Origin of the sequence: Flavobacterium sp. NG2 (assembly GCF_034119845.1) — a bacterium.
In the GTDB taxonomy this organism is placed as follows: domain Bacteria; phylum Bacteroidota; class Bacteroidia; order Flavobacteriales; family Flavobacteriaceae; genus Flavobacterium.
This window is the reverse complement of the sequence record NZ_CP139420.1, coordinates 323,478-347,920: the sequence shown is the minus strand read 5'-3', so window position 1 is coordinate 347,920 and position 24,443 is coordinate 323,478. Positions and strand designations below refer to the sequence as shown.

The window sequence follows — 24,443 nt, the reverse complement described above, 5'->3', positions numbered from 1 at the left end:
AAATTAGTAGTTCTTGTGTATTGTCTGCAAAAATAGAAGTTAGTATATTTGTCAAATAGAAGTTCCCTTAGGGGCTTTTTTTGTCTTTATAGATTACCTTTTGGTCTTTAGGAGAAGAAAAACAAGTCGTTAGGAAGTGCGGCTTCTAAATCTTACACACGAACATAATAACAATTAAAATAACGAAGATGGAAGTTACAGGAAAAGTTAGAGTCATTAATCCAGAGCAACAAGTTAGTGCAGCATTCAAAAAAAGAGAATTAGTTGTAACTACAGAAGAACAATATCCTCAACATATTTTAATTGAATTTACTCAAGATAAATGTGATTTGTTGAACAACTATGCAATCGGTGAGCCAGTTAAAGTATCTATCAATTTAAGAGGTAGAGAATGGGTAAACCCACAAGGAGAAACACGTTTTTTCAACAGTATCCAAGGTTGGAGAATTGAAAAACTAGTTTCTGAAGCTCCAGGTGCTCCTGCGCCAGCTATGCCTGCTGCACCAGCATTTCAACCAGCTACAAATCTAAACGAAGACGAAGCGGATGATTTACCGTTTTAAGATGAAGTAAAACAAATATTTATAAGAAAGCCTTGATTTATTCAAGGCTTTTTTTGTTTGAAATTGTTCGTAAGTATGTTTTAAGATGATTCCAAATTAAAATCAGATTAGAATCTGTTTGTCAAAAGTATTCATGTAGGTAAATTGAAGGTTGAAAGAAAGGGGATTGGTTTGTAGGATTTTATCGTTGGTTCAGGTTATGTCTAGTTAAAGTGGTTTGTTTGGAAAAACCGTACAGATTTTGTCTAGGAGAGATATTCTATTTCCTTTTTGGTTATAGGTAAGTTTGTTTACCAAAAAATTATAACCAAAAAAAAATATGAAAAAAAGTAAACAACTGCGAAGCAAATTGCCAAATAAAACTAGTTTTATTTGGCTTATTACAATTTTACTTAATATTCATATTATATCAGCACAAATTCATGTTGATATCAATTTGAATATGAAACATTCTGTTGAAAATGTATCAGACTTTGGTCGAAATAGACACATGACCATTCATGCAGGATCAACGGAAAGTGATTGGAATGGAGAGGAAACCAAATTAGATTACCTAATGAATGAATTAGGGGTTTATTTTGGTAGAGATACTGGTTCAGCTACATGGAAAAATCAATTAGTAGAAGAAGATCCTAACCATAAAGGTTGGCCTAATGTAACTCAATTAAAAGAGACAGCAATAGGATTAAAGAAATGGATAGACAGTCCTGATTTTGTCACACGTAGACAGTATCGTGCCAAATCAAAATATATGATTATGGGAGTTAATGATTTCTCTCCTATGTATCCTAATCTTTCTTGGTATCCAACTTTTGGTAAAGGCAAAGGCGGATGGTTTGTCAGAGATGTGGATGCTGCGGCTGAATGGACCTCTCTCTATTTAGATAATTTTTATGCTAAAACGACAAACGATATAGGGGAAGGTCTTCCAAAGTATTGGGAATGTTATAATGAGCCAGATATGAATTTTATGAATCCTTCGTTTGGGATGATTGTGTCTAGTTTAGAAAAAAACTGGGAGTATCATAAACTAGTTGCACAAAAAGTGAAGGAAAGGTTAGGAAGCTTTGCTCCTAAAATAGGAGGGATGACATGGGGGCAACATGACTTTTTTAAACCAGATGCAGTGCCCTCTCGTACAGATGGAGCTTTTTGGTATGCTAATTCAAGTCCTGAAGCTAATGCATTGTATGATAATATGTTGTCAGGTGTAAATGGGTGGCCCAAAGCTTGGGATAAACGAAAAGATAATTGGTGGCAATGGGATTATTTATGGCAAGGATTTATAGATCATGCTGGAGCTGATATGGATTTTTATGGGGTTCACCTTTATGATTGGCCGAATTCCACCAAAGGAACTTCAACGATACGGTCAGGAGGACATGTTGAAGCTGTGTTAGACCAATTGGAATGGTATGACAATTTTAAATTTGGAAAGAAAAAAGATATTGTCATGTCTGAATTTGGTGCCGTTAATGCAACTTATATCAATTCACTACCTTCTAGGAGACGTGACTGGGAGTTTTTGAAGCCCTTTAATCAAATGTTTTTGGAGTTTTTAGAGCGACCATCACATGTTGTGATGAGTATGCCATTCTCACCTACAAAAGCCATATGGGGTGCTTATATAAAATCAGATGGGAATGTGCAACGCTATGATGGAGCTACTCTATTTGATCCAATTGGAACTTGGAAAGGAAACCCAACAACTTATGTAATGGGACAGCCATCGGGAGGTTGGGATTGGAGTGCTATTATTTATTATTTCGAATTATGGAAAGGGGTTGAAGGTACTCGTATTGATACTAAATCAAATCACTCTGATGTTCAGGCTGATGCTTATGTTTTAGGAAATCATGTGTATGTCATTTTAAATAATTGTGAAGATGACATAAAAACCGTGAATTTAAATACATTTAATACTGCATTAACAAATACAGTTAGTAATGTAGAAATGCGCCATTTGTTTTTTGATCCTGCAAAAGGTACTCAGGGTGAGCCAGCGTTGTCAGTCGTAAAATTAAAAACTGCACCTGCTCAGGTAACCTTAAAAGCCAACTCAACTATCGTACTAGATTACATCTACAACAATCCTGTAGTTATCGATAAAGAGTCAAAAGAGAAAAAATATATGTCGGAACCTTTAACAACGGCCAAAAATACTAGAGGTACACAATTATGTCGATTAGAAGGGAAAAATAGTTTCACTACTACAGTCAAAAATGTTGTTAAACCAGCAAAAGGAGAGGCTGTAATTAGAATTGGTGGTTTTTTCTATAATCCTGTAGATGGAGGTGATGGAAAAATTAAAGTAGTTTCATTAAAAGTGAATGGAAATGAAGTAGTAACTCAAAGCCCTATGTTATACAATCCTAGAGGTTATGTTGCTGGGGGCTATAAGGGGGGGTGGTTTGGTGTTTTAGAATTAGAATGCCCCTTAAGTTATTTGAAAGATGGTGATAATACTATTTATTTCCAACGTCAACAAAACGCTGATTTTACAACAGTGATGATTCAAGTGTGGGATATGGATCAAGACCCTGGTAGAACATCAAATACCACGGTAGCATTAACCTCTGTTTCTTTAGGGAGTGAAGCCGAATCTTTGATGAATGGAAATAAACTGGGTATCGTCCCTGTGTTTGCACCTTCAAATGCTACAAATAAAGGACTTGTTTGGACTTCTTCTGATGTTAATGTTGCTACAGTGGACGAAAATGGTGTAGTTACTGCCAAAGCTGATTCTGGAATTGCGGTTATAACAGCTACTAGTAAGCAAACAAACAATATTTTTGCAACGAAAACCATAACAGCAATTCCATATAAGAAATCTGATGTGACCTCTTTAGAAATTGTACAAGGATCACAAATTACAGTAGATCAATATGTCAATACACCTTTGACATTACAAATGACACCAACTCCGGAAAATATTCCTGATATAGAGTGGACATCAAGTAATGATGCTGTAGTCAGTGTGCTTTCAACGGGTAAAGTAATTGGTAAAGTAATTGGAGGAACAGCAACCATTACCGCCAAAGTAAAAGGAACAACAATTTCTGATGAGATAATAGTAAATGTTAGAATTGCTGGTGAGGAAAGCGTTTTTTCAAGAGAATTACCAAATGCCATTAGACCCTTCACCACAGGTAAAGTGACTGTGCCTGTGAGGATAATGGGAGAACGTACCGTAAATATGGAATTAATTAAAAACGGCATGGTAATAGGTTCAGGAATTCAAACAGTTAATGCTCTTGGCGATATAACAATTGAAGTTCCCTACACACTGACAACGGCGCCTTCGCCAGGTACAGGATATTCAATAAAGTTGACTTTAAAAAATGGTAGTACCATCTTAGATACGGAAACTAAAACAATTGAAGTAATAGATCATATACGAGTAAGTTCTGTAACTATTAATGAAGGTATCCCTTTGGTTCAAGTAGGCAAGACAATAAGTCGTTCTGCAGTAGTTTCGCCAATAGATGCTTTTAATACTTCAATCCAGTGGAGTTCGAGTAATTCTGCAGTTGCAACTGTTGACCAAAATACAGGAATAATTACAGGTGTCGCTGTAGGTCAAGTGACTATTCGAGCTACATCTGTAGATGAAAATACGGTTTATGCTGAGGCTGTCATTAATGTGCAAGCAGATGAGGTTTCAGTGCCAGTTCAATCTATTGTATTGCCATCGGTCTTAACTTTATTCCCTAGTTTAAAGAAAACTTTAACGCCAATATTTGTTCCATCCTATACCACAAATAAAAATATTGTATGGCAAGTGAATAACAATATTGTGACTGTGGATAGTAATGGACTAGTTACGGCAGGTAATACGGAGGGTACAGCTATAGTTACGGCAACTTCAATTACTAATCCTTCTATTTCTGCGAGTGTCCAAGTTAAAGTGACGAAAACCTTAGTTGTCGAAGCGGAAACCTTTGTAAATACAGGGGGTTCAACAGAAGGTGTTGTTAAAAGTTCAATTGGATTTAATAATAATACATCAGGAGATTGGGCGGAATATACGGTTGACTTCCCTGCATCTGGTGAATATGCAATTAAATATCGAATAGGTTCACCTAATTCCGCTGGTTTAGGAGTGAAAATATATGTTGACGGGGTTTTAATGAATACAACTAAACTAGTAGGTACTGGTGGATGGGATATTTATACAACGCAAGCAGCTTCTGGACAAATCAACATTTCAGCAGGGGTTCATACGATTCGTATTGAATCAACTGGTACTGATCAGTGGCAGTGGAATTGTGATTGGTTTAGTTTGGAATATATGGGAATCGTACCTTTATCTGTTAAAAGTGAGAAGTTAAAGTCTGTTTCAATTTATCCAAATCCTACTTATGGGGATCTTGTAATAGAAGGCTTAAGTAATTCTAATACTAATATTACTATCTACAATTTGCTAGGTGTTGTAGTTAAACAAATGAATGTAGCCACTGATAGGGTTGACCTAAATATTAGTGATTATGCAACAGGTGTTTATTTGATAAAAGTAACAAAGGGAGCTGATAGTGGCTTGTACAAAGTTATCAAAAAGTAAGTGTCGAATTTTGTAAACGTAAAGAGCTATCCGGGAAGTAATTCTCGGGTAGTTTTTTTTATTCTAAAAGTTAGGTCGAATGATAGTTCCAATCCCTATTAGATTTCCAAATTGAGGACAAATAAAGGCAGTTCCCTTTTTTCCAAAGTGAAGCTTTTGTAAAGGATTGTAATAAGATACTAAAATCCCCGAAGCCAATCCAATTCCTGCTCCTGCCAATACATCCGAACTAAAGTGTTTGTTGTTGGCAATACGCAATATTCCGGTTGCTGTAGCAAATACAAAACCGCTACTGGCATACCAAAAATTAGCATCCTTATATTCTTGATACAATAGGGCTGCATTGGTAAAAGCAATCGCCGTATGCCCCGAAGGAAAACTCAGTTGGTCAGAACCATCTGGCCTAGTAGATTTGACGCTGTTTTTGAGAATAGTAACCAATCCATAACTTAACGCATTAGCAGTAACCACATCAACGGTTCTATGTTTAATCGTATGCCTAGCGTCAAAACCAAGTAATTCTCCAGTGTAAATTTGAAGTAGAGGCATGAAAACAGTGATGTTGTCTACCTGAGTATGGAAATTAGAACCAAAAAGAGAATTCGATCTCTCTTGATTGTCACGATTGAATTGGCTGTTTAGCAATAGCGCTCCTGAACCTATCAAAGCGCTAGGTAGGATAAACGATTTGTAGCTAAGTTTTTTGTGATTTGAAATAGAATCCAGTTGTTGCCCATTTGTATTGGAAATAAAAAAGAAGAGCAGGATAAAAGGAAATGTTTTTTTCATTTCAATAAAAATTGGTAGTTTACGAAGGTAACCAAATAAAGTAAATTACTTTTGCCAAAAATAAAGGTATCACGTTTTAGTGTCATATTATGGTTCATTTGTCTCAAGAATTATTTTTTCCACCCGTTTCTCAGGCTAATTACGACGGAATCGTAGCCATTGGCGGTGATTTATCAGCTGAAAGATTGCAACTTGCCTATAGGAGTGGGATTTTTCCATGGTTTGAGGACGGAGATCCCATTATTTGGTGGTCACCTAATCCTCGTATGGTGCTTTTTTTGGACGAACTTAAAGTAACTAAAAGTATGCGAAACATCCTCAATCGCAATATTTTCAAGGTCACATTCAATCAGGAATTCAGAGCGGTCATTTCCAACTGCCAAAAAGTAAAACGCAGCGGTCAAAATGGTACTTGGATTACGAACGATATGATTGATGCCTATTGTAATTTGCACGAATTAGGAATAGCTAAATCTGTTGAAGTTTGGCAAAATGATGAATTAGTAGGCGGTTTGTACGGCGTGGATATGGGGCATATTTTCTGTGGTGAAAGTATGTTTTCCAAAGTATCGAATGCTTCCAAGGTGGCCTTTATAACTCTAGTCGAAAAATTAAGAAATGAAAACTACAAACTCCTAGATTGCCAGGTATACAACGAACATCTAGAGAGTTTAGGCTGCCGTGAAATTGAGCGAGAAGCGTTTATAGAGATTCTTAGAAGTGATATTTAACCGCAAAGTTTTTTCGCAAAGATTCGCAGAGAATAACAAAGTCTCAGAGAGAGATTTTAAAGATTTCTTTAATTTCTCAAATCTGTGTTCCTAAATTTTAAAGATATCAACTAAAAATTCAACTTAGTAAAACTCCAATTCAACGTACTATACAAAATCAATTCATTCCTCAAACTCGGAAGTCCAATAATCAATTTCAATGTCTCATGCGCCATCATCGTGCCAATCATGGCAGGTAATGTACCCAGGACACCATTAAAACTACAATTGGGAACATCTTTAGGGTTGGGTGGTTCTGGGAACAAATCACGCAAGTTTTTACTGCCTTGATGATTGAACACAGCTAGTTGTCCTTCAAAACCTAAGATGCTACCATACACCAAAGTTTTTCCTAACGCCACGCAGGTATCATTGACCAAGTAGCGTGTACTGAAATTATCTGAGCCATCCACCACCAAATCAAAATTGGCAATAATTCTGCTAGCATTTTCAGCTGTGAGTTTTTCTTCAAAAGCCTGAACCTGAATTAACGGATTGAGTTTTTCAACTGTGCTTTTAGCTGTTGTAGCTTTTGGTAATCCTATTTGGTCTTCTGTATATAAAATTTGTCGGTGTAGGTTGTGAATTTCGATTTTGTCAAAATCAACAATGCCTATCGTTCCTACGCCTGCGGTTGCTATGTACTGCAAAATTGGACAGCCCAAGCCTCCAGCGCCAATGACTAATACTTTGGCTTTTTTTAATTTTTCCTGACCTTCATCACCTATTTCAGGTAAAATGACTTGTCGGTTGTATCGTAAAAAATCTTGAATTACACTCATTTTTTTAAGTTTCTAAGCTGCTGAGGTTCTGAGTTTGTCTTAGGCTCTTAGCGTCTAAGAGCCTCAGCTCCTCTAAAAATAACTTCTCTCCCAATCTTTCCAAACAGGTTCGTATCCTTTTTCAGTAATGATTTGGGCGATTTCAGCCACGGAACGTTCATCACTTATTTCGAATTGTTCCAATGATTGCGGGTCAACCACATAACCACCTGGATTGGTTTTGGAACCAGCACTCATACTTGTTGTTCCAATAGGGATAATGTTGTTTCGGAATTTTTCATTCTCACGAGTTGAAATCGAAATTTCCAAATCCTCATTCCACAAACGGTACGCACAAATCAGTTGAGTCAAATCCTTGTCATCCATAATGAAATTAGGTTCGATAATACCTTCGGCGGGACGCAGTCTAGGAAACGAAACCGAATATTTGGTTCTCCAATAATTTTTTTGCAAATAATCCAAATGCAAAGCATTGAAAAAACTATCGGTACGCCAATCTTCTAATCCTAATAAAACGCCTAATCCTATTTTGTGAATTCCTGCTTTTCCAATGCGATCAGGAGTGTCTAGACGGAAATCAAAATTAGATTTCTTTCCCTTGGTGTGGTATTTTTTATAAACCTCCTGATGGTAGGTTTCTTGATATACCAAAACCGAATAGACTCCCGCCTCATGCAAACGCTCGTATTCTTCTTGCGATAGCGGTTGCACTTCGACTGAAATAATCGAAAAATCATTTTTTATCAGTTCGATAGCATTCAAGAAATAATTGATATTTACCGTATAATTCGCTTCGCCAGTAACTAATAAAACATGGTCAAATCCTAGTTTTTTTAAGGCTTCAACTTCTTGTTTGATTTCGCTATCCAGTAAGGTTTTGCGTTTGATTTTGTTATCCAAACTAAAACCGCAATAGGTGCAAATATTTTGACACTCATTGCTCAAATACAAAGGCGCATACATCTGTATGGTTTTTCCAAAACGTTTCTTGGTTAATTCATGACATTCTTGTGCCATTGGCTCCAAATAAGGTTGTGCAGCTGGGGAAATCAACGCCAAAAAATCATCCAAATTGCGTTTGGTTTTCGCCAAGGCTTGTTCAACTTGCTTGGAAGTAGTTTGGTAGATTCTGGTTTGAATTTCGTCCCAATTGTATTGTTCAAAAACGGATTTAAATGTTTTCATTTAATTTTGGTTTATTTTAACCCTGTCAGGGTTCAAAACCCTGACAGGGCTACTATCATTCGTACAAAAATGCCGTCAAAGGACTCGAAGCTACGGCTTGTTTGTATTGCTGTCCTAGTTTTGCTTCGTATGCTTTGCGTCCTGCAATGACCGCTTCTTTAAAAGCTTCGGCCATTAATTTAGGATTTCCAGCAACGGCAATGGCTGTGTTTACCAATACCGCATCGGCACCTAATTCCATGGCTTTAGCAGCATCGGAAGGCGCTCCAATTCCCGCATCGATAATCACAGGAACATTCGATTGTTCGATAATAATTTCTAAAAAATCAATTGTTTTTAGTCCTTTGTTACTGCCAATTGGGGAACCTAACGGCATCACAGCAGCGGTGCCTGCATCTTCTAATCGCTTGCACAAAACAGGGTCGGCATGGATATAAGGCAAAACGATAAAACCTAATTTTGCCAACTCTTCTGTAGCTTTTAACGTTTCAATGGGGTCAGGAAGTAAATACCTTGGGTCAGGATGGATTTCAAGTTTTAGCCAATTGGTTTCCAAAGCTTCTCTTGCCAGTTGTGCTGCAAAAACGGCTTCTTTGGCATTTCGAGCGCCTGAGGTATTGGGTAGCAAATTGATTCTGGGGTGTTTCAAATGCGACAAGATTGCATCCGTGTCAGTTTCTAAATCCACTCGCTTCAAAGCTACTGTTACTAATTCGCTTTCAGAGGCCAGAATAGCTTCTTCCATTTGGACATTCGAACCAAATTTTCCTGTTCCTAAAAACAAGCGAGATTCTAATGTTTTGTCTCCTATTTTAAACGATGACATAGCCATATAATTTTTCGTTAAGTTGTGTGATTAATTTTGTTTTGGAATCGCTGTTGGTCAACAATCCAGAAACGGCAATCCCGTGAATTCCTGTTTTGATGATGGATTCGACATCCTCAAGCTGAATACCGCCAATGGCAAATACAGGTATTTTGATTTGCTCTTGTTGGAGTTGGTCAAGAATTTTTTGATAGCCTTCTAAACCTAAAATAGGACTTAGTTTGTCTTTGGTTGTTGTAAAACGAAAAGGCCCTAAACCTACATAATCGCAACCGTTTGCCACATGGCTAAGGATGTTTTCGTAGGTATTTGCGGTGCCTCCAATAATTTTGGCATCGCCCAAAATAGTTCGTGCTTCTGGAATTGCCATATCGGTTAAGCCTAAATGAATTCCGTCAGCATCTATTTCTTTGGCTAGACGCACATTGTCATTGATGATTAAGGTAGCCAGATATTCTTGGCACAGTGTTTTTGTGGCTTCGGCCAAGGTTAAAAGGTCTTTTTCAACCGTGGTTTTGAATCGCATTTGAATCCAGTCACAACCATGGTCTAAAGCCTGATGAATGTTGTATAACTGCTCTTCGACAGTGTTTCCTTGCGAGATATATTGTAAACGATTAAGCATGATGGTATCCTAATTGATTTTGAGTTGATACTAAAAAGTTTTCGGTGTACTCTTTGCCTTTGATGCAGGCAGAAAGTAAATTTTGTTCCAAGGTAATTTGGGCCGTTATCGCAGCGGATAAGACACAACCCGAACCATGTTTGGGATAGACGACAGTGTTTTTTGGCAAAAGCCTATAAAAACGGTCTTTGATGTATAAAAAATCGACTCCAATTTCAGAAGGATTATGACCTCCTTTTAATAAAACCGAACAATGTTTGGATAGGTTTTCGATGCTATTCTCAATGTTTTTTTCGGTGGGAACCAATTTTTGAATTTCCTCATAATTGGGCGTTATCAATTCTATTTTGTCTAAAATGGTAACCAAATCATTTTGGTTTTCAATCGTTAAAAAATGGAATTCGGTGGTTGATTTTAATACCGTGTCCCAAATTATTTTGGTATTTGGCGAAAGCCTATGGAGAAGCAAAACAATTTTTTTTAAATAGTCCAAGGACGGAACAATGCCAATTTTTACGGCTTTTATGTCATAGTTTTGAAATAGCGTTTCGATAGACTGTAATACTAATTCGATAGCAGTCCACTCAATGGAAACAAAATCCGTTTCAGTTTGAATCGTATTGGCGGTATTTATCGCAAAACCATACACCTGATGTTGTTCAAAAGTTTTAATATCAGCCAGAACGCCCGCCCCTGCTGATGGGTCAAAACCTGCAATGCTTAGTACGAAAGGGCGATTTGTTGACATGATTTGAAATTTTGAATTGGATTTGAACTGAGCCATATTGTCCCTAAAACGGCCACTTCATCAAAACCTGCTTTTAGTACCGTGGGCATGGTGGAATCGTCAATACCTCCTAATGCAACTAATTTTGTATTGAAATTGGTACGTTGAGCTAATGTTTGCAAGAGGTCGGTTTCCGATTGGTAATTCGATTTGGAAATACTTGGAAATACAGGGCTTAAAAACGCATATTGATAAAAGATTCTTAACTCATTAAATGCCAATATCGAATGGGCAGAAGCTGATAAATACACCTTTTTTTCATTGTAATCATACAGCGTTTCAGCAGAAAGATTTTGTCTCATTTTTTCTGTAAAATGCAGACGGCTAATCCCCAAATCTTCGGCTAGCTGATGATGGCTATGCAAAACGAGTTGGTGAGCATATTCACTTCCAATTTCTTTTACGAATGATTGCATATCCGAAGCTGAAAATTCAGGTTTTCGAATATGTAACAACTCCAGTCCATGCTCAAAAAGCTGATGGATGGTGTTGATTTCATTTGCTACCGCAGTTGGATGTGTGATGACAATCATATTGTAAAGTATTAAGTAGTGAGTATTAAGTATTAAGATTTTTTGGTCTTGATACTTAATACTCTATTCTTAATTCTATGAATAAATTTCTTTTCCTTGTTCGATAAATTCTTCTGATTTCTCTTGCATTCCTTTTTTAGCCTCTTCGACATCGCGAATTTCTTGAGAGATTTTCATCGAGCAGAATTTTGGACCACACATCGAGCAGAAATGCGCAACTTTGGCACCATCAGCAGGCAAGGTTTCATCGTGGAATTCACGAGCCGTGTCTGGGTCTAATGATAAGTTGAATTGGTCTTCCCAGCGGAATTCAAAACGGGCTTTACTCAAGGCGTTGTCACGGTATTGTGCTCCCGGATGTCCTTTGGCCAAGTCGGCAGCGTGGGCTGCAATTTTATAGGTGATTACACCGTCTTTTACGTCTTTTTTATTTGGTAAACCAAGGTGTTCTTTTGGAGTTACATAGCACAACATCGCACATCCGTACCAACCAATCATCGCAGCACCAATGGCTGAGGTAATATGGTCGTAACCTGGAGCAATATCAGTTGTTAAAGGACCTAAAGTGTAAAATGGCGCTTCAGAACAATGTTCCAATTGCTTGTCCATATTTTCTTTAATCATGTGCATCGGTACGTGACCCGGTCCTTCGATGAATACTTGCACATCGTGTTTCCAAGCGATTTTAGTCAATTCACCAAGTGTTTCTAATTCGGCAAACTGTGCAGCATCATTGGCATCCGCAATCGAACCTGGACGCAATCCATCTCCAAGAGAGAAAGCCACATCGTATTGTTTCATGATTTCGCAAATTTCCTCAAAATGCGTGTACAAGAAGTTTTCTTTGTGGTGAAACAAACACCATTTAGCCATAATCGACCCTCCACGAGATACGATTCCCGTAACACGATTAGCAGTTAAATGAATGTAACGCAACAATACTCCAGCATGAATCGTAAAATAGGAAACTCCTTGTTCTGCTTGTTCAATCAATGTATCGCGGAAAACTTCCCAAGTCAAGTCTTCGGCAATACCGTTTACTTTTTCTAAGGCTTGGTAAATTGGCACCGTTCCAATTGGCACTGGTGCATTACGGATGATCCATTCTCTGGTTTCGTGAATGTTTTTACCTGTCGATAAATCCATAATGGTGTCAGCTCCCCAACGGCAAGCCCAAACTGCTTTTTCTACTTCTTCTTCAATAGAAGAGGTCACGGCACTATTTCCGATATTAGCATTAATTTTTACCAAGAAATTACGACCTACAATCATCGGTTCACTCTCAGGGTGGTTGATGTTGTTTGGGATGATGGCGCGACCCGCTGCAATTTCGCTACGAACAAACTCAGGAGTGATTTTGTTTTTAGGGGTATTGGCACCAAAACTATGTCCTGCGTGTTGGCATTGCATCGCTTTTTGAGCCGTTTCTAATTGTTCGATACGTTGGTTTTCACGAATGGCGATGTATTCCATTTCTGGTGTGATGATACCTTGTTTAGCGTAATACAATTGGGTAACATTAGCCCCCTTTTTGGCACGCATCGGTTTGTGTAGGTATTCAAAACGCAAATGATTTAATTTTTCATCATTCAAACGCTCTTTACCATAGTTTGAACTAATTTCAGTTAATTCTTCCACATCACCACGGTCTAAAATCCATTGCTCACGGATGCGAGGCAATCCTTTGCGCACATCAATTTCGATATCCGGGTCTGTGTAAGGACCAGAAGTGTCGTAAACCGTTACTGGTGGATTTTTCTCTACGCCACCTTTGGAAAGTTTAGTGTCAGAAAGGTGAATTTCGCGCATAGCGACTTTTATCGGGTGAATTTCACCATCGATATATACCTTAGTCGAATTCGGGAAGGGCTGTCTTGATATTTTTTCTTCGTTGTTCATTTTTTTTGAAGTTAGGAGTTGTGGGTTATGTGTTATGCGTTTTTGCATAACGATATTTTTTTATTGTAAGTTTATATTGTTTGGAGTGACTGATAACTGTAATCTGCAAACTGAATACTATCCCCCCTGCGTAGCCGAAATAATCAAAATATCGTCAGTTTCGGATAGGAGGTGTTGGTTCCAATTGGATTTTGGAATTACGGTCTGGTTAACCGCTACGGCGATACCGTTTTGTTTTTGTGGAATTTCAATATCAAGCAAGGCTTGAATGCTGAGGGCATCTGCTTGAAATTGTTTTGTTTGATTGTTGATTTTTAGTTCCATTCCTTTAATTTTTTGAATTAAAATTACTTTAGGAATGGCTGCAATGGCCCAAAAAATGGGACTACGGAAGTCATCTTACTTTTCCCTACGCTAGTATGAACTAGATCAGGTTCAGAGGGTAAAATCTCAGCCTTTTCCCGAATAGTCGGGAGCAGACACCCCTAAAGTGAGCGACAAATTTAATCTTTTATTTGGTTTAAAGTTGAAAGATTAACGTTAAATGTTTGCTTTAGTGTGTATAATTTTGTGATTATATAAAATAAAAGTAATTAATCAATAAGGATTGAGGTAATTATTGGAATTTTTAGAATTACGTAAAATCAAAAAATATATGGTGTATTAAAAATATGTCGCTATTTCTTTTATGAATACTATTAAAAGTAAACTCATTATCTTCAATAGAATTATCATCGATAGAAATTAAATCACCTTCTGGAGATATGTTAAATTTATTGTTTAGTTTGTTAAAAATTTTATTTTTAATATTTACCTTATCTCCTTCTAAGACAAAACCAATCATACCACCAAAATTGCAGCTTTGTGCATATTTGCCATTAAAATAACGTAGAACACCTCCGTCAAAGATAGAATTCCCTTTATTGTAACAAACATATTTATTCACTAAGTCTTGACTGTTATCTAGATTTTTACATTCAAAATGAAAATCTTTATTCCAATAACTATGTAAAAATGAAATATCGTACAAACCTTTAATGTCAAGATCATTATTGATTCCTCCAACGACTTTAAATCCTTGAAGTTCAATAAGTCTATTTTTTCTAAAATAATTTCTTATATAAACCGCTATTAAATCTTCAATATCAGACTTTGGTTTTCTTCTTTCCGATTCAATTTTTTCAATTAATTCGATTTTGTTATAATTTTGATAGAAATTAAGTAAATAATAAAACACCCATTTTTTCCAAAACTCATCGTCTAATTCTTTTAAATGATGAGTATAGTTTGGTAATGGAGAGGGCTTGATATTCTTAATGTATTCTCTCTCCATTTCCACTAGGTATTAATTGTTTTATTATATCTTGACCATCTTCAAATGCTTTTGTTTCTGTCCAGTTTTTGTTTATATCTTCTTTGATAATATAAACACAATCATCGCTATAAATTTTTTCTTGACTAGCTAAAAAATTACCGTTTGGATCGTGTTCAAAAATTTCATTTAGTATAAATTTCTTCGTTTTATTTGCTTTGGGATTATAGTAATTATTATTTAAAGATATTTTCACAACAATTAAATTAAAATCTGCTGGAGTTTCTTCTATTGTAATGGGGTTTTTAAGATAAAAACTTAATATTTCATTTACAGTAGTTTTATAATTCTCTAATTTGTTTTTTTTTCTTCCTATTCTTTCGTTTGGTAAAAAATAATCTCTAATTCTTTGTTTTTCCCAATATGATAACTCATATAATTCATAAATAAGTTCATTTAGTTCTTCTTTTTTTTCTGAATACTCAAATTTTCCTTCAGTTAAATCTTTACTGATATTTGATATTTGAACGACTAAATATTCATCTAAATTTTTTGGGATGGGAATATTTTTGATAGTTTCTGTACTTACATTAGAAAAATTATCACCAGTTCTACTTTTAAATTTTTGTATTATGAAATAATTTATTAAATCAGAATTAATGATTGCTGTGAAGAAAAAATACAATTTTGGATTATTTAATTTAAGGACATAAATAAGATTAGAGAAAAATAAATTATCCCTAACATAAACCGCTTGTACCTTTTTTCCAAATTTATTGATTAATATTTTTTCTCCCTCATAAATAAATTTATTGCGAACTCTCTGAAAATTTTCTTGACTAATATCTAGTTTATTAACATAGCCATCGACAGAATTTATCAAGAAAGGGAATAACTTATTTTCTGGTTTATGAATAAATGGAGTATTGTAATAACTTGTTAAATTATTATTTAGATATTTTTCATTTGCATATTTTTGATGTAAATCAGCTAATTGATCCTTTCCTAAGTAGTCTTTTATATTGTAAAATTTCAATAAATCTTTATTAGTTAATCTATCTAATCCCTTATAACTTGAAAAGGCTTTATTTTTTGTTAAATACGATTCCACAATATCAATAGATGATAAACTATCTATTATATACCTGTCAAATTCATTCCCGATTAGAAAATCTCTTAATCTTATAATTTTAGAGATTAGTTTATTTTGTTCAATTTCTACCACTTTATCCTCTTGAATAATTAATAATTCAAATGGTTTTTCAGAAAACAATCCTAAATCAACAGGATAATATTCTATAGTGTTGTTATTAAAATGATTAGTAAAAATTAGTGCTATCACACTTTCATTTGCTTTTTCAAACAAAATCTTTTTAACTCTTGATAGTTCGTAAATTTTTTCAATTCCGTAATTAGAATAGAAGTATTCTTGAAAACTTTCAGATTTATCGTTATAAAAATTAGAACTATTAGATACAAAGCCAGACCTAGTATTTTCATTACTCCAGTCTTTTATTTTTAGAAAAAAACATTGAGAAATTTGAAATTTACCAACAATGTTTTTTGCAGTTAGTTTCCTGTTTTCTTTAGTAACTTCATAGGAATTTAAAAATGAAATTTCATCTCTATACTCTTCTGTATTAGGAATTTCAAAAAATGGAGGGTTTCCTAACAAATACGAAAATTGTTTATCCTCAAAAGGTTTTTCTAATGTATTAAGACTATTAACCTGTTTTATATTTTCAAAAAAAGAAAATTCTGCAAACAATTCTACTTTACCTTTTTGACTTAATTCATTTGCAATATAATCTTTTATATCTTTAGGGTTTATTCCTTCAAATATTTGTAATGAGAGTGAAAAAATAGTAAAGCGCTGCGCTGTTAATTCTTTTTCTATACCAAAAACATTATCCGCTAATAGTTTAGATCTAAATTTTATTTTGCCAATACTGTCTTCTGGTTCTAATCCTTGTTTTTTAGCAATTTCTAAAAGTCTTTGATAGCCAACAATAAGAAACATTCCAGACCCACTTGAAGGGTCTAAAATTGAACCTATTCTATCTTCATTTATTACTTCGTCAACAATTAATTGTGCTAATTTTTTTGGCGTGTAATAAATACCGTTTTCTTTTTGTTTATCTGATAAGAAAACTTCATAAATGTAACTTATAAATTCAACAGGTAAAACATCAAATTGGAAATCAAATAATCTTAATTGGCCTGTATTTGTGTTTGCTTTAAATGAAGTAGCTATTAAACTACGAACGCCATTAGTTAAGTACTGGTTGTCAATTGTAGGTTGATCAAATAGATTATTGTTGAAAATTGCATGAATAATTCCAAATAATTTATTTACATCTGCATTAGAATGATTTTCTAATATTTTTTGATAATTAAGGGAAGCATCTTTAAAATAATAATCATAGAAACGAGAGTTTATAATGTGTTTGTCTTCTAAGTACTTAATATATAAAGTTCGATCTATTAAGGCTTGTACAGTCTTATTGCATTCTGTTTCTTCGGTAATTAATTTAGATAGTAAGACATAAAGTTGTTCTTTTAATGCTTTTAAAGTGAATACTAACTCTTTATCAATTCCTTTATATTTAGCTTTAGTTATGGCTTTTAAATAGTTTAACCAAAATACGCCACTATTAAATTTCCAAAGTTTTATTTGCTCAATTTTATCTAAATTTTTTTCAGAGGTTGAAAAAGCATCCAATTTACTTTCTTCATTACTTACCTTAGGAGAATATTTTGCGTAGAACATGTCTAATTTAGCTTCTTCTCTTGGATAATAAAAAATTAAATCGGCATCATTTTTATTCCAAATATATTTTCTTACATCCTCAATTTCAGTAGGATTTAATTCAGTAGTAATGAGATAAAAAGAAGTATTTGTATTGTTGGGGCTTTTGTAAAAATAAACCGAATTTTTAAGGTTTTTAGATAATAAATTATTTCTTTCAAATTCAATAGTTCTGTGCTTCAAATCAGAATTGAAGTTAAAGCCTAGTCTTGAAAAAAAATCTATGTAGTTCATTTTTATGTTATGTCATATTCCTGAAAAGGAATTATTTTTACAAAAATAGTAATAAAAAATAAAGATTAATCTCAATGTGTGTATTCTATTTTATTTTTAGACTGTATCAATGACAATACATTAGTGCTATTTTATTTTTAACTAAGAATATCATCCTCTCGTCCAGCAATTCTCAACGTGGTCATTCACCATGCCGGTAGCTTGCATGTGCGCATAAACAACAGTAGAACCAACGAATTTAAAACCTCGCTTTTTTAAATCTTTGCTAATAGCATCCGAAAGCGGAGTAGTGGCAGGTACCTCTTTGAGGGTTTTGGGTTTGTTGTCAATGGGTTTTCCATCTACAAATCCCCAAATGTATTTGGAAAAACTGCCAAATTCTTCTTGGATTTTGATAAAATTTTGAGCATTTGTGACCGCCGAATAAACTTTGAGTTTGTTTCGAATGATACCCGAATCCTGCAATAACTCTTGGATTTTGTCATCCGAATATTGGGCTATTTTTTTATAATCAAATTGGTCAAAAGCTTGGCGGAAATTTTCTCTTTTGTTCAGGATGGTAATCCAACTCAAACCCGCTTGGAAGGTTTCGAGTAACAGAAATTCAAATAGGGTAGCGTCATCATAAACGGGTTTGCCCCATTCGGTGTCGTGGTATTCTCGGTATAAATCGCTGGATAAACACCAGCTGCATCTTGGTTTGTCGTTAATGGGATTCATCTTGAGCTATGTGTTTTTTGATTAAAAAATGACCTAAATAAATCAAGGGAGTAAGCAGGATAGCGACAACCAGCTTGAAAGTGTATCCTGTGAGTGCTGAGGAAATAAAGGTATCAAAATTTATTTTTCCCGGCAACCAAAAAGCGATTCCTAGTACAATAAAGGAATCGAATAATTGAGAAATGACTGTTGAACCTGTAGTTCGGAGCCATATTTTGCGGTCACCTGTTCTTTTTTTGAAAAACCAAAACATACTCACATCAATCAATTGTGAGATTAAGAAGGCGGTGATGCTTCCTACAATAATCCACATGCTTTGTCCAAAAACGGCTTGAAATTGGTCATCGTTGACTGGCGAAATGCCTTTTGCAGCAGGAATACCAATGGCTAAAAATAAAATGATAAAGGAGTAGGCAATAAGGCAGGCGGTGATTAAGGAGAGTTTCTTAACTCCTTTTTCGCCAAAATATTCGTTGATTAAATCAGTGGTCAGAAAAACTATAGGCCAAGGTAAAATTCCGATGCTCATCACAAATGGACCAATTTGGATTAATTTTCCACCGATGAGTTCTGCGGTAACAGCATTGGTGATGAAGATTCCTGCCAGAATGATAAAGATGAGTTCTTTTTTGGTTTTAAACATATATTTGAGATGAAACTCAAAAATACTATTTTATTTGAAACGAAATAGAATCTTGTTTAAACTTGATTATGCATTGGAACACAGACAATACAGATGAAATGGATTTACACAGTTTTTTATTAGTTTATGTTATAAGATCTGCGGAAATCTGAAAAAAAAAATAATAAATTCCTAATGCGGATTTGGGTAAAATCATAAAAAAAAATCCCATTCGAAACCGAATGGGATTTGATGTGAAAAGTTATATTGGATTATCCTAAAGTAACTCTTTTGAAGCCTGTAATTTCAACGTTGAAACCTTTAACATAGTCACCCACTTTTTTACTGTCATCTTTGATGAAGTTTTGATCTAGTAAAGCTTTTTCTTGATCTAAAGTAGTGTTGTCAGAGATGAAACGTTGTACTTTTCCAGGAATAATTTTGTCCCAAATTTGCTCTGGTTTACCTTCTGCTTTTAATTCAGCTTTAGCATCTTCTTCAGCTTGTTTCAATACTTCTTCAGTTAATTGAGCGAAAGAGATGTATTTAGGAACATTTTTCAAAGTTTTACCTAAACGTTTTGCTTCTTCATTTTCTTTTTCAATTACTGCAATACGAGCATCTAGTTCAGCAGCGATGAAAGCAGGATCAAAATCTTTGTAAGATAATGTGTCAGCTCCCATAGAAGCAACTTGCATAGAGATATCTTTTGTTAAAGTTTCTCCATTTGCAATTGGAGCAGAAATAGCTGTTAATGCAGCAATTTTGTTAACATGAACATAAGATCCAACGTAAGCACCTTCTAAAATTTCGAAACCACCGATTTCGATTTTCTCACCGATAACACCAGTTTGTTCGATTAATTTCTCAGCAACTGTAATACCGTTGAAATCTGAAGCTAAGAATTCCTCTTTAGAAGAGAAGTTGATTGCTTTTTCAACTAATTCTTTAGCTAAAGCAACGAAAGTTTCATTTTTACCAACGAAATCTGTTTCACAGTTTAAAGTGATAATAGCTCCTTTAGTGTTGTCTGCGTTAATAAAAGAAACAGCAGCTCCTTCTGAAGACTCACGGTCAGAACGATTAGCAGCTACTTTTTGTCCTTTTTTTCTAAGGTTTTCAATAGCTTTATCGAAATCTCCTTCAGCTTCAACTAAAGCTTTTTTACAGTCCATCATTCCTGCACCTGTAGTTTGTCTTAATTTGTTTACGTCTGCAGCCGTTATAGTTATAGTTGACATAATGTTTTATTTTTAATGTTAAAAGTAAAAATTCCAATTTATAAATCCCAAATTCCAGTTTTAATAAATTACTAACCTAGGGTTATTAATCGTTTGGGGAATTTGGAATTTAAAATTTGGAATTTAAAATTTGATTTATTCTTCAGTTGCTGGAGTAGCTTCTGCTTGAGCAGGAGCTGCTTTTTCAGCTGCTTCAGCTTCTTTGTCAGAACCTCTTTCAGAAAGTCCTTCAGTAACAGCAGCAGTAACTAAAGATAAAATTTTATCAATTGATTTAGAAGCATCATCATTTGCAGGGATAACATAATCTACCTCACGTGGGTCAGAGTTTGTATCAACCATTGCGAAAACTGGAATGTTTAATTTTTGAGCTTCTTTTATTGCGATGTGCTCAGCTTTGATATCTACTACGAATAAAGCAGCAGGTAATCTAGACATATCTGCGATTGAACCTAAATTTTTCTCTAATTTAGCACGAAGACGATCTACTTGTAAACGCTCTTTCTTAGAAAGTGTCATGAAAGTACCATCTTTCTTCATTTTATCAATAGTAGCCATTTTTTTAACAGCTTTACGGATAGTTACGAAGTTAGTTAGCATTCCACCAGGCCATCTTTCAGTGATGTAAGGCATGTTTGCAGCAGCTGCTTTTTCAGCAACGATGTCTTTTGCTTGTTTTTTGGTAGCAACGAATAATATTTTTCTACCTGATGCAGCGATTTTTTTCAAAGCTTCGTTAGCTTCTTCGATTTTAGCTGCAGTTTTATATAGATTGATAATGTGAATACCATTACGTTCCATATAAATGTAAGGAGCCATATTTGGATCCCATTTTCTAGTCATGTGTCCAAAATGAACACCTGCTTCTAGTAATTCTTTTACTTCTACTTTGTTTGACATTTTTGTACTAGTTTACGTTCTGTTGTTAGCAATGTTCCTTTGGGCTTGTGCTTTAGGCTTCATTTAGATGCTAAACTAATCTCTCACCTCAGTGAGACAACAACAACATTGTTTTAAATTCAATAATAAATTCAGTAAGTCTTGTCCTAATTGAACAAGATGGATAATATTAACGTTTAGAGAATTGGAATCTCTTACGAGCTTTCTTCTGACCGAATTTCTTACGTTCAACCATTCTTGGATCTCTAGTTAATAATCCTTCTGGTTTCAATACACCTCTGTTTTCAGCGTTCACTTCACACATTGCGCGAGCGATTGCCATTCTTACAGCTTCTGCTTGACCAGTTGAACCTCCTCCGTAAACATTTACTTTTACGTCAAAGTTAGATGCATTTTCTGTCATAGACATTGGTTGCAAAACTTTGTACTGTAAAGTAGCTGTTGGGAAGTAAGTTGCGAATTCTTTTTTGTTTACAGTGATTACTCCTGTTCCTTCTGAAACATAAACACGTGCAACAGCGGTTTTTCTTCTACCGATTTTGTGAATAACTCCCATTACTTAAGATCGTTTAGGTTAACAGTTCTTGGTTTTTGAGCTCCTTGTTTGTGCTCAGATCCAACAACAACATTTAAATTTCTGAAAAGCTCTGCTCCTAATTTATTCTTAGGTAACATTCCTTTTACTGCTTTTTCTACTAAGGCTGCAGGGTTTTTTGATTGCAATACTTTAGCAGTTAAAGTTCTTTGTCCTCCTGGATAACCTGTATGACGCATGTAAATTTTTTCGTCCATTTTGTTACCTGTAAGGTTGATTTTTTCTGAGTTGATAACGATTACGTTATCTCCACAGTCCACGTGTGGTGTGTAACTTGGCTTGTACTTACCTCTCAAAATCATAGCGACTTTTGAAGCAAGACGTCCTAAGTTATGACCATCAGCATCTACAACAATCCACTCTTTTGTAGAGTTTGCTTTTGTTGTTGAAATTGTCTTGTAGCTTAATGCGTTCACAATAATATATTTTAATTAAACATTCCATCCCCAATAAAGGGGTTGCAAAAGTACAATTAATTATTTTAAAACCAAATACCTTAAATGATTATTTTTTTTAGGGTTTTTATCTGATTATCAATTGAATATTTTATAACCTTATCTGGTGCTTTTGGTTTGTTGATTTGGTAACGGGACTTAACTATATTGTTAAAATTAATAAGTTCTGTTTTTATGTTCTTTTTATGGTGTTGTTAAATTCATTATCTTGCGCTTTGGAATTTGAATTTTGGAATCATTTTAAACTTTTATTCTAAAAATAGTCTTAGTCTAAAGTTGAGAATGCTATCAAAATATTATAAAAATACTTAAATTATGAAAGTCAAAGCAACGCTTAAACAAATTGCAAAAGAACTGAATGTTTCTGTCTCTACTGTTTCAAAAGCACTTAATGATAGTCCTGAAATCAGCGAATTGACTAAGATTAAAATTAAAGAGTATGCTAAGCTAAAGAATTATAAGCCCAACGTAATTGGTCTTAATCTTAAAAATAGAAAAACGAAAACCATAGGAGTGATTATTCCTAATATTTTGAATTCCTTTTATGCCAAAGTTTTTAGTGGTATCGAAAAAGAAGCAGATAAGAAAGGGTACAATGTGATTACTTGTATTTCCAATGAATCTATTGTTAAAGAAGTAAATACACTACAAATGTTGAGTAACGGAACTATTGATGGATTTATTCTATCGGTTTCAGAAGAAGCTCAAAAATTACAAGATTACTCGCATTTTTCGGATATTATTAATGAAGGTACGCCAATAGTAATGTTTGATCGTATCGCCGATGAAATAGATTGTGATAAGGTGATTGTGGATGATTTCGATTCTGGATTAAATGTGACCCAACGATTAATTGATGTGGGGTGTAAAAACATTGCTTTAATATCCTCAATTGATAATTTAAGTGTGGCTAAATTAAGAACAGAAGGTTATTTAAAAGCCTTAAAAGATAACGGGATTGAAATAAACGAGAATATTATTTTAAGAACCGATTGTGAGGAAGACATGAAAAGTAAGATAGACGATGTTTTTCAAAACAATGAAATAGATGCTGTTTTTGCTTTGGATGAAAATGATTCGGTTGCCGCTTTAAGAGTTGCCGTTAGCCAAGGATATAAAATACCTGAAGAATTATCTATCATTGGATTTGCTGATGGAATTCTAGCTTCTCGAAGATTGTCACCAAGTTTAACTACTGTAAGTCAACATGGAGTTGAGATTGGTGAAGTGGCAGCAAAATTGCTAATTGATCGTTTAGAGTCTGAAGACGAAATCGAACCTCCCTATGAAACGGTGGTTATCAAAACCAAATTAAAAGAAAGAGAGTCTTCTCGTTCTAAAAAAAAATCCATTCGTAAAAAATAGAATGGATTTTTTTGTTTCTGCAAAGATTTTATTTTTTAGTAAAATCTAAATTATGAGTATAGCCAACTGTGAGTGTATGGTTGTTTTCTTTATTTATCCCATCGCTTTTCTCTGAAAATTGGTTCAAATACCCCAATTGAATATTCGAGTCTTTGGTAAAACGCCATCCTAAAGCTACTGATAAACGGTTTTGATCAAAAACATTTGCTGTTACTTTTTTACCGACATTGACCATAATCTCATCGGCTAGAGCCAAAAACAAGGTGTTGTCTTTCATCGTGCTACTAGTTAACGGGACTTGCACTCTAAAGCGATACCTAGCTCTATGTCTTAGTTTCCAATAGCCTTCTTCAGGATCATCATATCTTGCAAAGTTTGGACTCATGGGTGTGCCGGTATTCGTAAACGACTGTGACCATCTTTGCTCCAATCTAAAACGGCTATCAAAAAAGAAACGTCCACTATTTTTGTGATTGATTGCTAATTGCTCCCAAAGACGTTGTTCGTTGAACTTATGATTGTTGAATTTTGAAGGAATTTGTTCAGCAAATTCTCCATAAGCAGCCGTTTCAATATATGCCCATCCCGCAGTTACCGAGACATCTTTATTAAGATGATAGTCAAGACCAAATCGAATTAAGTGTTGCATTGGGTTTTTTAAACCTTCATTTCTACGTAGTTGGTATTCCGTATGAAGTGCCCATTTTTCTGTCAGTTTATGGTTTCCGTTATAAGATAACCAGGTGTTAGTTTGTTCTACTTTGGGGTCGGTTTGAGCCCAAGAAAAGGTAGTTGCTACTACGGTTATAAATAAGCTTACTCTAAGTTTTAATTTTTTCAAAATTAGTTAAGGATTTAATTATTGTCTTT

The 24,443-nt window shown here is 34.7% G+C and carries 22 protein-coding genes and 1 riboswitch; of the genes, 4 read left to right on the top strand and 18 right to left on the bottom strand.

Going from position 1 to position 24,443, the window contains the following annotated elements:
* The first annotated feature begins 188 nt into the window (after positions 1-188).
* Positions 189-563 (top strand): DUF3127 domain-containing protein, encoded by a 375-nt coding sequence (locus tag SLW70_RS01575; RefSeq protein ID WP_320890155.1) that lies wholly within the window; start codon positions 189-191, stop codon positions 561-563.
* A gap of 319 nt (positions 564-882) precedes the next feature.
* The gene (locus SLW70_RS01570) at positions 883-5,124 is read left to right on the top strand and encodes an Ig-like domain-containing protein (protein WP_320890154.1); all 4,242 of its coding nucleotides are present in this window, start codon (positions 883-885) and stop codon (positions 5,122-5,124) included.
* Between the two features lie 63 nt (positions 5,125-5,187).
* On the opposite strand, the gene SLW70_RS01565 is transcribed toward SLW70_RS01570, so the two are convergent.
* Positions 5,188-5,913: a phosphatase PAP2 family protein gene (locus SLW70_RS01565; protein WP_320890153.1), complete on the bottom strand. Its 726-nt coding sequence runs from the start codon at positions 5,911-5,913 to the stop codon at positions 5,188-5,190.
* Positions 5,914-6,002: 89 nt separating this feature from the next.
* On the opposite strand from SLW70_RS01565, the gene aat reads away from it, so the two are divergent.
* Entirely contained in the window at positions 6,003-6,644 is a 642-nt protein-coding gene (aat, locus tag SLW70_RS01560; protein ID WP_320890152.1) for a leucyl/phenylalanyl-tRNA--protein transferase, read from the top strand.
* A 110-nt stretch (positions 6,645-6,754) separates the two neighbouring features.
* Here the strand turns inward: aat and SLW70_RS01555 are convergent, their stop codons facing one another.
* The 16 genes from SLW70_RS01555 to rplM all read right to left on the bottom strand — a co-directional run bounded on the left by SLW70_RS01555 (position 6,755) and on the right by rplM (position 22,169).
* Positions 6,755-7,465 carry a HesA/MoeB/ThiF family protein gene (locus SLW70_RS01555; protein ID WP_320890151.1) on the bottom strand — a complete coding sequence of 237 codons (711 nt, stop codon included), beginning with the start codon at positions 7,463-7,465 and terminating at the stop codon, positions 6,755-6,757.
* A gap of 72 nt (positions 7,466-7,537) precedes the next feature.
* Complete coding sequence (gene thiH, locus SLW70_RS01550) at positions 7,538-8,650, bottom strand: 2-iminoacetate synthase ThiH (protein ID WP_320890149.1); 1,113 nt, start codon at positions 8,648-8,650, stop codon at positions 7,538-7,540.
* Between the two features lie 55 nt (positions 8,651-8,705).
* Positions 8,706-9,482, bottom strand: coding sequence for a thiazole synthase (locus SLW70_RS01545; protein WP_414458235.1), 777 nt, complete (start codon positions 9,480-9,482; stop codon positions 8,706-8,708).
* Positions 9,463-10,101 carry a thiamine phosphate synthase gene (locus SLW70_RS01540; RefSeq protein ID WP_320890148.1) on the bottom strand — a complete coding sequence of 213 codons (639 nt, stop codon included), beginning with the start codon at positions 10,099-10,101 and terminating at the stop codon, positions 9,463-9,465. Before SLW70_RS01540 ends, SLW70_RS01545 begins: the two co-directional genes overlap by 20 nt.
* Complete coding sequence (locus SLW70_RS01535; protein ID WP_320890146.1) at positions 10,094-10,849, bottom strand: hydroxymethylpyrimidine/phosphomethylpyrimidine kinase; 756 nt, start codon at positions 10,847-10,849, stop codon at positions 10,094-10,096. Before SLW70_RS01535 ends, SLW70_RS01540 begins: the two co-directional genes overlap by 8 nt.
* Positions 10,822-11,421 carry a thiamine phosphate synthase gene (locus SLW70_RS01530; RefSeq protein ID WP_320890144.1) on the bottom strand — a complete coding sequence of 200 codons (600 nt, stop codon included), beginning with the start codon at positions 11,419-11,421 and terminating at the stop codon, positions 10,822-10,824. The genes SLW70_RS01535 and SLW70_RS01530 overlap by 28 nt, the downstream gene beginning before the upstream one ends.
* 75 nt (positions 11,422-11,496) lie before the next feature.
* Positions 11,497-13,320, bottom strand: a complete 1,824-nt coding sequence (gene thiC / locus SLW70_RS01525) for a phosphomethylpyrimidine synthase ThiC (protein WP_320891734.1) — start codon at positions 13,318-13,320, stop codon at positions 11,497-11,499.
* A gap of 117 nt (positions 13,321-13,437) precedes the next feature.
* Positions 13,438-13,644 (bottom strand): sulfur carrier protein ThiS, encoded by a 207-nt coding sequence (gene thiS / locus SLW70_RS01520; protein ID WP_220759644.1) that lies wholly within the window; start codon positions 13,642-13,644, stop codon positions 13,438-13,440.
* Between the two features lie 65 nt (positions 13,645-13,709).
* Positions 13,710-13,817, bottom strand: a riboswitch (TPP riboswitch).
* A 137-nt stretch (positions 13,818-13,954) separates the two neighbouring features.
* Complete coding sequence (locus SLW70_RS01515; protein WP_320890142.1) at positions 13,955-14,653, bottom strand: hypothetical protein; 699 nt, start codon at positions 14,651-14,653, stop codon at positions 13,955-13,957.
* Positions 14,634-17,675, bottom strand: a complete 3,042-nt coding sequence (locus SLW70_RS01510) for a TaqI-like C-terminal specificity domain-containing protein (RefSeq protein WP_320890141.1) — start codon at positions 17,673-17,675, stop codon at positions 14,634-14,636. The genes SLW70_RS01515 and SLW70_RS01510 overlap by 20 nt, the downstream gene beginning before the upstream one ends.
* Before the next feature lie 150 nt (positions 17,676-17,825).
* Positions 17,826-18,395: a DNA-3-methyladenine glycosylase I gene (locus SLW70_RS01505; RefSeq protein WP_320890139.1), complete on the bottom strand. Its 570-nt coding sequence runs from the start codon at positions 18,393-18,395 to the stop codon at positions 17,826-17,828.
* Positions 18,382-19,038, bottom strand: coding sequence for a queuosine precursor transporter (locus SLW70_RS01500; RefSeq protein WP_320890137.1), 657 nt, complete (start codon positions 19,036-19,038; stop codon positions 18,382-18,384). The genes SLW70_RS01505 and SLW70_RS01500 overlap by 14 nt, the downstream gene beginning before the upstream one ends.
* Before the next feature lie 251 nt (positions 19,039-19,289).
* Positions 19,290-20,258: a translation elongation factor Ts gene (gene tsf / locus SLW70_RS01495; RefSeq protein WP_320890136.1), complete on the bottom strand. Its 969-nt coding sequence runs from the start codon at positions 20,256-20,258 to the stop codon at positions 19,290-19,292.
* Positions 20,259-20,393: 135 nt separating this feature from the next.
* Positions 20,394-21,158 (bottom strand): 30S ribosomal protein S2, encoded by a 765-nt coding sequence (rpsB, locus tag SLW70_RS01490; RefSeq protein ID WP_320890135.1) that lies wholly within the window; start codon positions 21,156-21,158, stop codon positions 20,394-20,396.
* A gap of 169 nt (positions 21,159-21,327) precedes the next feature.
* Positions 21,328-21,714 carry a 30S ribosomal protein S9 gene (gene rpsI / locus SLW70_RS01485; protein WP_320890134.1) on the bottom strand — a complete coding sequence of 129 codons (387 nt, stop codon included), beginning with the start codon at positions 21,712-21,714 and terminating at the stop codon, positions 21,328-21,330.
* The gene (gene rplM, locus SLW70_RS01480; protein WP_320890133.1) at positions 21,714-22,169 is read right to left on the bottom strand and encodes a 50S ribosomal protein L13; all 456 of its coding nucleotides are present in this window, start codon (positions 22,167-22,169) and stop codon (positions 21,714-21,716) included. The genes rpsI and rplM overlap by 1 nt, the downstream gene beginning before the upstream one ends.
* Positions 22,170-22,523: 354 nt before the next feature.
* Between rplM and SLW70_RS01475 the strand changes: the two genes are divergently transcribed.
* On the top strand, positions 22,524-23,573 hold the full coding sequence (locus tag SLW70_RS01475) for a LacI family DNA-binding transcriptional regulator (RefSeq protein WP_320890131.1): 1,050 nt from the start codon (positions 22,524-22,526) through the stop codon (positions 23,571-23,573).
* A gap of 28 nt (positions 23,574-23,601) precedes the next feature.
* Here the strand turns inward: SLW70_RS01475 and SLW70_RS01470 are convergent, their stop codons facing one another.
* On the bottom strand, positions 23,602-24,414 hold the full coding sequence (locus tag SLW70_RS01470; RefSeq protein WP_320890129.1) for a DUF2490 domain-containing protein: 813 nt from the start codon (positions 24,412-24,414) through the stop codon (positions 23,602-23,604).
* Positions 24,415-24,443 lie beyond the last annotated feature (29 nt).